The organism is Binatus sp. (SeqCode) (assembly GCF_050013435.1).
GTDB lineage: Bacteria > Desulfobacterota > Binatia > Binatales > Binataceae > Binatus.
On record NZ_JBEKFG010000035.1, the window covers coordinates 22,217 to 34,271 of the forward strand.

The following is a 12,055-nucleotide window of genomic DNA, read 5'->3' on the forward strand; positions in this document are numbered from 1 at the left end:
GTCAGCCGAGACTAATGAGCCCTTCGAGCTGCTTCAAGGCGAATCGCGCGCCGCCCGACGCTGCGCTCACTGCAGCGCGCGCGCGTTGACCCGCACGTTGCCGCGCCTCGTCGTCGGCGAGCCATTGCGAAGTTTCACTGATTATGTCGCTCGCGCTTTTGACTATTCGTGCGCCGCCGGAACTGACCAGCGACGACACTATCTGCTGCTGGTTCTCGTGATACGGACCGATCAGGACCGGGACATCGGCCAACGCGGGCTCGGCCGGGTTTTGCCCGCCACGTCCCGGCGCGAGGCTGCCGCCGACGAATGCGATCGATCCGCGGCGATAGAAGCTGCGCAGCTCGCCCATGGTGTCGAGGATCAAAACGTCCGCGTCGCGCGCCGCGCCCGGTGAATTGAGCTGCGACGCCTTCACGTAATCGAGCGAGGCCGCATGCAGCGCCTTTTCGACTTCCGGCGTGCGCTCGAGATGGCGCGGCGCTATCGTCAGCGCGAGCTGCGGAAAATCCTTGCGCAGTTCACGGTACGCGCCCGCAATCACGGCATCCTCGCCCGCCGCCGTCGATCCCGCGATAAAAATCTTCCGCCCGGGTGCAAACGCCATCAGCTCAGGACGAATTGATTCTTCATTCGCCGTCTGCGCCTGCGCCGCTTCGATTTTGGTGTTGCCGGTGACCACCACTGTTGCCGCGAGATCGAACTCCGCATAACGCCGCGCGTCTTGCGGGCTCTGGGTCAGAATCAAGGCTGCCCGGCCGAGCGCATTTTCAAACAGGCCGCGCGCGCGCAGGTAACGACGCAATGATCGCTCTGACATCCGGCCGTTGACCACCGCGATCGTCGCGCCCGCCCGCGCGGATTCGATGAAGTAGTTCGGCCAGATTTCAGTCTCGGTGATCAGCACCATGCTCGGCTGCACGCGCTCCAGAAAGGATCGCACCGCGCGCTGATTGTCCAGCGGCGCAAGCATCCAGGCCGCCGCCCCCGGGATTCGGCGCATGGCGGCCTCGCGTCCCGCCGCCGTCATCGTGGTGATTGCCAAGACCGCGGCCGGATAGTGTTCGAGCAGACCGTTGGCGACCGGCCGAATCGCTTCGATCTCGCCGACCGAAGCCGCATGAATCCAGATTCGCGGCGCGCCCGCGGCCTCGGGAAAATCGCCGTGCCCCATCCGCTCGCGATAGTCCCGCATGTTCGCCGGATGCGCGGCCAGCAGCGCAAACGGCAGCGCCGGATACCACAGCAAATTGTAGAGCGCGCTTAGCATCGAGAGCTCGTCGATCGGCACACCTGACGAGTCGAATTACGATCAGTGAGTATCAGTTGACGAGGCCGCCATTACCGGCCAGATCTTCGGGGGACATGAATTGAAGGTCGTAGAGCTTTCGGTACTCCTGCCCGCGCGCAAACAATTCATCGTGCGTTCCGTCTTCGACTATCCGGCCGTGAACGACTACGAAGATCCGGTCTGCCCGGCGCACCGTGGACAGCCGATGCGCTATCACCAGCGTCGTGCGATTTGCCATCAGATGCTCGAGCGCTTCCTGCACCGAGTGCTCCGAGGCAGAGTCCAGCGACGAGGTTGCCTCGTCCAGGATCAGAATCGGCGCGTCTTTGAGCAGCGCGCGCGCGATCGCGATTCGCTGCCGTTCTCCGCCCGACATGCGCACGCCCAGTTCGCCCACCATCGTGTCGTAACCGTTGGGCAGCCGCGTGATGAAGTCGTGAGCGTTGGCGAGCTTGGCGGCCGCGATTACGCGCTCGAGATGCTTGTCGCTGCTGCCGTACGCGATATTGGCGCGAATCGTGTCGTCGAACAGAAACGTACTCTGTGTGACCAGGCCGATCTCCGCGCGCAGCGACTTAATCCGCAGCTTGCGTATGTCGATTCCGTCAACCGTGACGCGTCCCTGCTGCACGTCGTAAAAGCGCGGAATCAAATCCGCAATGGTGGATTTGCCGCCGCCGCTCATCCCGACCAGCGCCACGACTTTGCCAACCCCGATCTCCAGGTTGATATCGTGCAGCACCCATTCGTCGCCGTACTTGAAACTGACGTTCTCGAACGCGACGCGGTGCGGGCCGGGCGGCAGCTCGATGCCATCGGGATCGTCGGGAACCTCGCTCGGCTGATCCATCATCTCGAAGACGCGTTCGGCCGCAGCCATCCCCTGCTGAATGCTGTTGTTGGTCTTGCCAAGAGCCTTAAACGGCCGGTACACGAGGATCATAGTCGTAAAGAATCCGGCGAATTGACCGAGCGTGCGCGTGCCCGCCTGCAGCGATCCCACCGCCCACCAGACCACCGCGACCACCGCAATCGCGCCCAGCGCTTCGATCAGCGGCCCGGTAAACGCCTTGATCCGCGCCACCCGCATGAAGATTCGGAACAGCCGCTTGAGCTCGTGATTGAACCGCGCGCGCTCGTAATCTTCCATCCCGAACGCTTTCACGACGCGATTCCCCTGGAAGGTTTCATGCAGCAGCGACTGCAAGCCGCTCATTTGCTTTTGCTGATTCTTGGTCTCGCGGCGAACTTTCTTCGAAAGACTGGCGATCGGCAGAACAACGATCGGAAAACCGATGAAGGCGATGATCGCGAGCTGCCAGTCGAGCCAAAAAGCCGTCACCAGCAAGGCAATGAGCGACATGCCGTCGCCGAAGATCGAAAACACGCCGCCGCTCAGACTCGACACCACCAGGCCGACGTCGCTGATGATTCGTGCAACCATGACACCCGTCGGCGTGCGGTTGAAAAAACTCAGCGATTGACGTTGCAGGCTCTCGTTCAGATCGGCCCGGATATCCATCGTCAGCTTCTGCGAAATATATGAGCTCAAGTAGTCGTCGGAAAAATTCGCGAACGCGCGCAGCAAAAATAATCCCGCGAGCATCAGCGAGAACTCACGCAGCTTCGAGGCGCTGTGCGCATCAAGCTGACGAGCGACTTTGAGATTGGCGACCAGATCGACCACCAACTTCATGATGAACGGGATTCCGGCGCTGGCCGCCGACAGCAAGGCCATCGCCACGCCCAGCAACAACACGTAGGGGAACAGGTATCGGCGGAGGTAGCCGAACAGTCGCCATTGCAACGGGGTAAGCAGCTTCATGCGGCCGTCCTGGACGCGATCATCTCGAGCGCGATCGTCGCGACCCGGCCCGCCGCTCCCGGCGATCCGAGCTTCTCGCGCAACGCCTTCAGCGCGGCCACCGTTTCCGCGCGTATGGTGTCGCTCAAGAGCGGCTCGGCGGCTCGTACCAGCTTATCCGCAGTCACGTCGCGCTGGATCAGTTCGGGCACGATTTGCCGGCCCGCCAGAATATTCGGCATCCCGATAAAATCCACTCCCGTCACCAGCATCCGCCCTAGGATATAGGTAAGTGGCGACACTTTGTAGGCGATAACTTCGGGGCATCCGAGCAGCGCCGTCTCCAGCGTGGCGGTCCCCGACGCAACCAGTGCGAGTTCGCTCGCCGCGACCAGGTTGTATGTGTCGCGCTCGACAATCCTGATTCCCGCGAGATCGGTGCGCCCAACCTCGGCGAGTTCGGCCTGAGTCAGGGTCGGCGCCAGGGCGAGTGCCATTTCAAGGCCATGATCGCGCGCGACAATCCGCGCCGCCTTGACCATCGGATTCAGCAGGTAGCGAACTTCGGCGCGGCGGCTGCCCGGCAGGATCGAGATGATTCGCGCCCGCGGCGGGAATCCATGGCGCTTGAGCGTCTCCTCCCGGCTATGGACCGTGGCGACCCGATCGAGCAGCGGATGCCCTACGAAGGAAACGCGCTCGCCCGCGCGATGGAATAGTTCGGCCTCGAACGGCAGCACCACCGCGAGGCGGCCCGCGCGATCCACCAGCTTGTCGATTCGGCCGCGCCGCCACGCCCAGACTTGCGGCGTGATGTAGTAGAGCACCGGCACGCCCGCGCGCCTGGCCGTGCCGGAGAGAATCAGGTTGAACTCCGCGTAGTCAATCAGGATCACAAGGTCCGGCTTCTCCCGCCTGATGATTCGACGCAGGGCGCGAAACGCGCCAATCGTGCGTCCAATCGTGGAAGCCAGTTCCGAAAGTCCCAGCCCGTGGATGTCTTCCGTCGCGACGATCGCCCGCACCCCGGCCGCGCGCATCTTCTCGCCCGCAATTCCGAACAGGTCGCACGACGGATCGCGCGCGAGAATTTCCCGCGCCAAATCGCCGCCATGAAGATCGCCCGACGCCTCGCCCGCAACGATCATGATGCGGCGCCGGCGTGCGGTTTCTTTCAGGCGGTCATCAAGCGGCGGCGGCGCTTCGGCATTCAACGGCATCGAAGGGATTGTGATTGAAAAACACGGCGCCGCAAATAGCCATGCTGGTTCGATTCAACCCGCATTTCCGGCTTGGAGCCCTGACGTCCTGGTGCTGAGCTTTTGACGGTGTTCCGGTTTATCAGCGAAGCTTGGCCGTCCTGGGCCGCCAGCGTGCGGGAGCAGTGGCCGGGGCTCTGCCTTAATGGGGATTAATCTCGCCAATCGGCCGGACACTGCATCCATATCAGGTGCCCCCGGCACCAAGCGCCGCCGCTTGGCGCGGCACAGCGCCGGGCTTTTTCCATTGGGAAAAATCGATCTTCAGCAGCTCCTCGAGCGCCTCGACCTCGGGTAGATAGCGCTCGGTCAACATCGCTCGCTGCTCGGGCGAAAGCGGCGGAAATATTTCGCCACGGCCGTTACAAAATTCCCATACGCCGGCGCGTCGGAGCGCGGCGACAAGGCCGTAGGCATGACGCCTTTTCAGCCAGTATCCGAGGTGCCGTGCATTCTGGGCGAGCTTGCGGCTTTTCGGTGCGCGCTCGATCAAATTAACCTGCCGCTGCCTGCGGGCATGATCGGAAATCGGGATTCGCGCCGTACCAATAAAGTCGCACACCTGGTCCAGGTAGCCCTGGGGATCGTCGCGCAGCTCTTCATAGCGCATGATCAGAAAACGCTCGGGGCCGAACTGGTCAAACCATGCCGTCAGATGCTTCGCGTAGCGGTTGCCGTCGTCGATATGCGGGCGCAGGTTGAGCACCTCATCGAACGTTCCACGCACGAACGCGCCGCGTACCAGCATTTTGTAAGTCGAATAGGCATGATCGACGGGATTGCGGAACGTCACGAGGAATTTGCAGCCCGGCAGATGTTGGTGGATGCGCGCAGGAGCCTTCATCGCGTTGAAGTACGGGCAAATCTCCGCGATCTTGCGGTCACCGTTCGCATAGCGGAAATGGTGCGCATACCAATCGATTCCCTTCGAGTAATAGGTGGTGAAGAATTGCGTCTCCTTGATTCCATAAGGCAGATCGACATGACCCACAAGCACGCGATGCAGCCAAGTCGTGCCGGTACGGGGGGGCCCGAGCCCAATGAAATCGGGCAACCTCATGGGGCGGTCTGACGCCATATCACTGGGTCTGCTATAGCAGGCAGCAAGTCGGAATTCCTATCTTGAAGCCGATCGAGACTAGCGCCAAGACCACGCGGCCTGCAAACGCGAGATTCGAGCCCAGCCCTGCCCTGCCCGTGCGATTCAGTTGTCGGAAGCGAACCGCCTGCGGATCGCGTCGCGTATCTGATCGAGCGGCAAGCGCTGCTCCGACATCCGATCCGCCAGCAGGGCCTCCTCGGTGCAGATTTCGCAGGTCTCGCCATGGCGGCCGCGATAACAATCGAGCAGATTCTGATGACCTTCCGTCCTGTCACATCCGCAATAGCAATGCAGTTCCGCCAGCAGCGCGGGGTTTTTCTCCGCAATTGTGTACGCCTGCTTTACCGGACCGGTGAACTGGTTTGGGTCGAGCGTCAAACGCCCCTGCGCCGCGTTGGCCGCGACGGTCTCGGCCTCCGCCCGTCCCGCGCAGCAGCAATGACCCGCGATGCACATCGCGCCGCGCGCGCCGCCGTTGTCCGCCGATGAACCGCCGAGCGACGGCCACAAATATGCCAGCGCCAGAATCGCCGCAACCGAGCAGCCGAAAATAATTGCTCGTCTCATGGCGAATCTCTCAACTCTTGTTCAGGGTCTTCCTGACGTCGTCGACGATATCCTGGGCTTTTACGAGCTCGCCGTTGTATTCATGCACCAACCGCCCATCCGGTCCGATCAGCATCATGTCGACCAGGTGGCCAATCGAACCATCCGGCATGACTTGCCGGCTGAGCTTGAAGCCCGCCAGCGCTGTATCGATGTCGGCGGGGCCTCCGGTCAGGAAATACCATCCTTTCTCGTCCGCCCCCTGCTGACGTGCGTAATCCAGCAATTGCTTGGGGCCGTCATGCTCGGGATCGACGCTGATCGAAACGATCGTGACCTTCGAACCGAGGTCGGACCCCAGCCGGAGCGCGACGTTCGTCAACTTCGCCGTCTCCATTTTGCACTCCCCCGGGCATGACGTATAGATGAAATCCACCACCAGCGGTTTGCCCTTGAGCGACGCGAGCGAGACCTGGTTGCCATGCTGATCGACGAGCTTGGTGTCGGTGAGACAGTTCCACGCAGTCGCGGATGAGTCGCCGTGGCATCCGGCAGCCGCGAACAGGCTCGACGTCATTCCTGCGATGATAGCGAAAGACCTGAGATTACTCCGGATACTCATACCATATCCTAGTGGTTATATATCCGTTACTAACTTGCGAATATCAACCATGGTCTTGCTATAGCTACTCAGATAGTCAGAAGAGCGTATGTCCGGCTTCAAGGTCCGCGGTCTTGATGTGCACGATTCCGGAATCGTCCTTGTGCGACAAGCTGACGGGCACGCACGACGCCTGGCCTTCCGTCATCCGTTCGACTGGGTAGTGATTCCCGCACACCCGGCAAATCAGTTCGCCCCCAGCCACCCGGTAGCCGCGATGGAACGCGGAGCACTGGCGGCATGCGTCGAACACCGAGCGCACCTTGCCATCGACCCCGCGCGCGAGCACGAAGCGCAGCCGCTTGCCTGCGTCATCGGTGTAAGAGAAAAGCCGCGCACTACCGGGACGCATCGCGGACACGTCGACAACGACTTCGTCGTTGCCGGTCACCGTTGTGCAATCCGAGGCCGCGATGAAGATGAGAAACGCGGCGGCGCCGGCTGCGAGCACCAGACCGCCGAGAATCCTGAGCCTGATCCGACGCATCACAAATCGATGCTGTCGCAGCGCAGGGCAAGCGTCAAGGCGCGACCGAATCCGTCAGCATCACTTCCTTGATTCTCTCGGTTAGTTCCATCACCCGAAGTCCGTCCTCGGCGCTGACGGCCGGCGTGGACCTGCTGCGAACGGCCGCGACGAACGCATTGACTTCGTCGGCGAGCGGATCGCCTTCGCCGAATTCGATCTGCTCGGCCGAGATGGTGGAGAACTGCGCGCCCGGCGCCGGCGGAGTTTTGCGATACATCTGGATGCTGCGCGCCTCGTAATCAACCGAGATATACGCGTCGGGCTGGAAGAAGCGAATCTTGCGTTCGCGCCGGGGCGCCACGCGGCTGGTGACCAGATTCGCGATGAGACCGCTCTGGAAGCGGATGCGCGCGTTGGCGAGATCGATTCGATCGGTAAGGATCGCGACCCCGACCGCTTCGAGCGACACGACTTCCGAAGGCGCCACCGACAGGATCACGTCGAGGTCGTGCACCATCAGATCGAGCACCACATCCACGTCGGTGCCGCGCTCGGTGAACGGCGCGAGCCGATGACATTCCACGAAGCGGGGATTTTTCACGATCGAATGCAGATGAACGACCGCCGGATTGAACCGCTCGAGGTGGCCAATCTGAAGAATGCGGCCGCTCGTCGACGCCAGCCTGGCCAGTTCCCGCGCCTGGATCAGCGTCTCGGCCATCGGCTTTTCCAGCAGCACGTCGATGCCCGATTTCAGCATCGCGGATGCGATCTCATGATGCGTCACGCCGGGCGACGCGACCGTCACGAGGTCCACCTTGCCCGCCAGCATCCGGTAGTCGGCCAGCGGCGTTGCGCCAACTTCCGTTGCCACGGCGCGCGCCCGCTCGGCGTCGATATCGACGACGTGTGCGAGCTTGATTCCCGAAATGGCGGCGTACTTGCGCGCGTGCAGCGTGCCCAGGCGTCCCGCGCCAATCACTGCGGCGCGCAGCTCAACCACTGGTTTCCGCATAGCCATATAACGTCACGTTTTTCGCGCACGCGAGTTCCAGCGTGCGCTCGCGTTCGAGAATCAGCGCCACCTCAGCTTCGACGCCCAGCATCGCCGCGCCGATCTCGGCGAGCAATTGCACCGTAGCCGGGCCAATCGCGGGGCGATCGAAGCGCATGTCCTGTCCCGGTTTGGCCGCCTTGGCCACCACCAGGCCCGCGCCCACCAGCGCGGCTGCGCGGCGCAGCGCGGCGTCGGTTCCCTCCAGCGCTTCCACCGCAGCGACCATCCCGTCGCGGACCGCGACCGTCTGGCCGATGTCGTAGCTGCCGAGCCGGCGCGCGACCGCGAATGCGAGCTCGAGATCGCGGATTTGCGCGGGAGTCGGCTCGGGTCCGGCGCCGACGCCGGCGCGCGCGAGCCAATGCTCGATCATCGGGATCGGATCGATCATTTTGATTCCTTCAGTTTCGACTTCACGCGCTACGCCGCGCAGCACCGCGTCGTCGCTGAAGCGTCCGATTCCCGCCAGCATCTTGAGCGCGCGCGCGTCGGGCGCGAAAGAATCTTTCAGCCGCGCGCGTGAGATGCCGCCGGCCATCGCGGCTTCCGAGACTCCCGCGTTTTTGAAAACGTCGATTATTTTCTGCAGCTCGCCGACTTTGATCCAGGTGACTTCGTCGGCCGCCGAGTCAAGCGCGCGGTCGCTTTCATTGAGGTGCGCGACGGCGATGACTTTGATTCCGCGGTGGCGTGCGGCGCGCGCCACTTCGAGCGGGAAGACGCCGTTGCCCGCGATGAGCCCGAGCTTATTCACGCTCGCGGCCGACGACTCCGCGCTTCGAGTTGTTTATGAAATCAACCAGCCGCACGACTTCGGCAACCGTGCCGTACTCGCCCAGCACCTGCTTCACGGCATCGTCGCGCAGCATCTTCGAAAAGAACAGCGTGCGAATCGCCGACTTGAGCGCCGCAATCGTTTCGGGCTTGAAGCCGCGCCGCTGCAGGCCGACCTCGTTGACGCCCGCCAGCCGCGCGCGCTCGGTTCCCGCCACCATCGAGTACGGCGGCACGTCCTGCGCCACCTTCGCGCCCGCCGCCACGATCGCGTGAGTGCCGATGCGGCTGAACTGATGTACCCCGACCTGGCCCTCGCAAATCGCGTACTCCTCGATAACGCAGTGGCCGGCCAGCCCCGTGCACGCCGCCAGGATCACGTGGTCGCCGATGATGCAGTCGTGCGCCACGTGCGCGTACGTCATCACCAGCGTGTGACTGCCGACTTTGGTTTTCATCCCGCCGCCTTCGGTGCCGCGGTGAATGGTCGCGAACTCGCGGATCATGTTGTCGTCGCCGATTTCGACGACCGACGGTTCGCCCTTGAATTTGAGGTCTTGCGGTTCCGCGCCGATGGCGGCGAACTGCCAGATGCGATTGCGCTCGCCGATCGTGGTACTGCGCTCAATCATCGCGCACGGGCCGACCACGCTGCCGGCTCCTATCTTGACGTCGGGTCCGATCACCGCGCCCGGACCGACTTCGACGCTCGTGTCGAGTTCGGCCCGCTTGTCGATGACCGCGGAGGGATGGATTCGGCCCGCTATCTGACTTGCTCCTCGACTTCCATCGCGGACAATTCCGCTTGGGCCGCCAATTGGTCGCCGACGCGGGCCACCGCCTGCATCCGCCATAGCGGACGATGAAATTTCAGAATTTTTACTTCCATCCGCAGCTGATCGCCCGGGATTACGCGGCGGCGAAAGCGCACTTTGTCCAGTCCCGTCAGCATGAACAGGCGCGCCGGGTCCCCGCCCACTTCATTGAGCGCCAGGATCGCACCCGACTGCGCCAGCGCCTCGACGATCAACACCCCCGGCATCACCGGATGACCGGGAAAATGCCCCGCGAAGTACGGCTCGTTGAAGGTGACGTTCTTGATGGTTACGATCCGGCCCTTGACGAGTTCTATGATGCGATCGACCAGCAGAAACGGATAGCGATGGGGCAGCAGCCCCAACACGCGCCCAAGCTCCGCGACTTTTGCGTCGTCAGGCACCGGGAATCACTTCGCGCATCTTGTTTCGAGCGGCCTACTTCGAGATCGTCGAGCGCTTGGCCGCCGCTGAGCCGAAATCCGATGGAGCCGGCGCGCCGGCCTGCCCGCTCTGGGCACTCGCGGCCCTAATTCCCCCGCCCGGGCCTTCGCCGACCGAGCCTATCGCCACGTGCATCGCGTTGTAACTGCGGATTACCTGGTCGGTAATGTCGATGCCCGGAGCACCCCACAGGATCGATCCCTTCTCCATCACCATCGTGTAGCCGTCACGCTCGCCAAGCGAGCGGATGACTTGCGCAAGGTCATGCACGATTTTCGCCGTGACCTCCTGGTCCTTGGCCTGCAACTCGTCCTTCGAATCCTTGTAGTCGCGCTCGAAGTTCTTGAGCTTTTCCACGTACTGGTCCTGCAGACTCTGGCGCTGATCCGGGTTCATCAGCATGCCCTTTTTTTCCATCTCGTCCTTAAGGGCCTGGACCTCATTTTGCTGCCGCTGGAGTTTCGCCTCCACCGATGTGACGCGGCCCTGGAACTCGCCCTTGGCCCGTTTGCCGGCGTCGCACTCATTGAGCGCCCGCTGCACGTCAACATACGCGAACTTCATGTCGGCGTGCGCGGGAACTGCCGCGGACGTCACCGCAAGGAACGCACCGAACAACGCACCGATGAACAACCGTTGCCTCATACAGCCCGGAAAGCCTCCTGTTGACTATCTGCATCGGACGCGTCCTCACGGCGCATCGTTCGTGCATGTGAACTATACACAATAGTACTCCATCGAGCATCAAATCCAGTTGCCCACGCCTTTATCGCCGCCCGATGTCGAAAAATCGATCGACGCTAGAGCGGAGAGCCGGCGCCGATTTCGAACACGGTGCTCTGATCGGAGGCCCGCGGGTTGATTGGGCGAGCGATATCCACCGCCAGCGGCCCGAATGGCGATTTCCAGCGCACCCCGATGCCATACGACGCCTGCAGGTTGGTGAAGCTGAATGAACCTGGTTCATAATGTGGTGGTGGATGGAGCAGGAACGACTGCCCCGCGTCGCTGAATATCACCCCGCGGATTCCCAATCCGGACAGGATCGGGAACGTGATTTCGTTGCTCAGCAACAATTCCTCGCTGCCGCCGTAATCCTGCACGCTGATCGGAGTGCCGTTCTGGGCGTACAGCGTCGCCCGCGGTCCCAACGAATAGAGCTCATAGCCGCGCACGTCACCGGGACCGCCCACCCCACCGGGAAAAAACCGCTCGTACAGCGGCAACTCGCCGCCGGTGCCGCTTTGCAGGTTGGTCCCGATGCCGTACGTGATTCCCTGTGACACCACGAACGTTCCCAGCGATTGGCTCTTCAGGAACGGGTAAAAATACCGGAAATGCGCGACGGCCTTGATGAATTCTTCACCGCCGCCGACTCCGCCGATTTCCATGCTCAGACTCTCGACCGTGCCGGTGCGCGGATCGACCGGATTATCCACCGTGAAGCGCCGTATCGTCGGCGTAATTTCCGAGGTCTGCGTGTAGCCCTTGTAGCGCAAGATACTGTAAGCCGTATACTGGTTCAGCCCGGTGATTCCTATGCTCTGAAAGGTGTAGCCCAGTCCCGCCTGCACGTCCTTGAGAGAGAATGGCCCCAGCTTCTTGAAGCCCAGCTCGGTCAGCGGATAGGTCGTGGTCAGGGTGAAGCCCGCCGCCGACTGGTTGAAGCTCAGCAGATAAGTTTTGTTGTCGAACAACCGCAGGCCCACCGCGAGCGGCATGTCCAGGAACCACGGCTCCGTGTAACTGACGCTGTAGTTCTGGAACAGGAAGCCGACCTGCGCGTTGAGGATCAGCGATTCGCCGCCGCCGAACAGGTTGGTGTTGCCCAGC

Annotated in this window: 13 protein-coding genes; all 13 read right to left on the minus strand. The window is 62.3% G+C overall.

Annotated elements, in window-relative coordinates:
• Position 1: 1 nt before the first annotated feature.
• The gene (locus ABSB13_RS08985) at positions 2 to 1,291 is read right to left on the minus strand and encodes a 3-deoxy-D-manno-octulosonic acid transferase (protein ID WP_428107526.1); all 1,290 of its coding nucleotides are present in this window, start codon (positions 1,289 to 1,291) and stop codon (positions 2 to 4) included.
• A 31-nt stretch (positions 1,292 to 1,322) separates the two neighbouring features.
• Entirely contained in the window at positions 1,323 to 3,116 is a 1,794-nt protein-coding gene (locus ABSB13_RS08990) for an ABC transporter ATP-binding protein (protein WP_428107528.1), read from the minus strand.
• Positions 3,113 to 4,315 (minus strand): lipid-A-disaccharide synthase, encoded by a 1,203-nt coding sequence (gene lpxB, locus ABSB13_RS08995; RefSeq protein ID WP_428107529.1) that lies wholly within the window; start codon positions 4,313 to 4,315, stop codon positions 3,113 to 3,115. Before lpxB ends, ABSB13_RS08990 begins: the two co-directional genes overlap by 4 nt.
• Before the next feature lie 226 nt (positions 4,316 to 4,541).
• Positions 4,542 to 5,432, minus strand: coding sequence for a sulfotransferase family protein (locus ABSB13_RS09000; RefSeq protein ID WP_428107531.1), 891 nt, complete (start codon positions 5,430 to 5,432; stop codon positions 4,542 to 4,544).
• 126 nt (positions 5,433 to 5,558) lie between these two features.
• Positions 5,559 to 6,023, minus strand: a complete 465-nt coding sequence (locus ABSB13_RS09005) for a CYCXC family (seleno)protein (protein ID WP_428107532.1) — start codon at positions 6,021 to 6,023, stop codon at positions 5,559 to 5,561.
• Between the two features lie 10 nt (positions 6,024 to 6,033).
• Complete coding sequence (locus tag ABSB13_RS09010) at positions 6,034 to 6,579, minus strand: SCO family protein (RefSeq protein WP_428107534.1); 546 nt, start codon at positions 6,577 to 6,579, stop codon at positions 6,034 to 6,036.
• Positions 6,580 to 6,700: 121 nt separating this feature from the next.
• Positions 6,701 to 7,150 carry a Fe-S-containing protein gene (locus ABSB13_RS09015; RefSeq protein WP_428107535.1) on the minus strand — a complete coding sequence of 150 codons (450 nt, stop codon included), beginning with the start codon at positions 7,148 to 7,150 and terminating at the stop codon, positions 6,701 to 6,703.
• A gap of 34 nt (positions 7,151 to 7,184) precedes the next feature.
• Positions 7,185 to 8,147: a Gfo/Idh/MocA family protein gene (locus tag ABSB13_RS09020; RefSeq protein ID WP_428107536.1), complete on the minus strand. Its 963-nt coding sequence runs from the start codon at positions 8,145 to 8,147 to the stop codon at positions 7,185 to 7,187.
• Positions 8,128 to 8,943 (minus strand): LpxI family protein, encoded by an 816-nt coding sequence (locus tag ABSB13_RS09025; RefSeq protein ID WP_428107538.1) that lies wholly within the window; start codon positions 8,941 to 8,943, stop codon positions 8,128 to 8,130. Before ABSB13_RS09025 ends, ABSB13_RS09020 begins: the two co-directional genes overlap by 20 nt.
• Positions 8,936 to 9,763: an acyl-ACP--UDP-N-acetylglucosamine O-acyltransferase gene (gene lpxA / locus ABSB13_RS09030; protein ID WP_428107543.1), complete on the minus strand. Its 828-nt coding sequence runs from the start codon at positions 9,761 to 9,763 to the stop codon at positions 8,936 to 8,938. The genes ABSB13_RS09025 and lpxA overlap by 8 nt, the downstream gene beginning before the upstream one ends.
• Positions 9,727 to 10,182: a 3-hydroxyacyl-ACP dehydratase FabZ gene (gene fabZ / locus ABSB13_RS09035; protein WP_428107539.1), complete on the minus strand. Its 456-nt coding sequence runs from the start codon at positions 10,180 to 10,182 to the stop codon at positions 9,727 to 9,729. Before fabZ ends, lpxA begins: the two co-directional genes overlap by 37 nt.
• A gap of 34 nt (positions 10,183 to 10,216) precedes the next feature.
• Entirely contained in the window at positions 10,217 to 10,867 is a 651-nt protein-coding gene (locus tag ABSB13_RS09040) for an OmpH/Skp family outer membrane protein (protein ID WP_428107540.1), read from the minus strand.
• Between the two features lie 155 nt (positions 10,868 to 11,022).
• Positions 11,023 to 12,055: BamA/TamA family outer membrane protein (locus ABSB13_RS09045; RefSeq protein ID WP_428107541.1), on the minus strand; the 1,033-nt coding region annotated here is incomplete at its 5' end.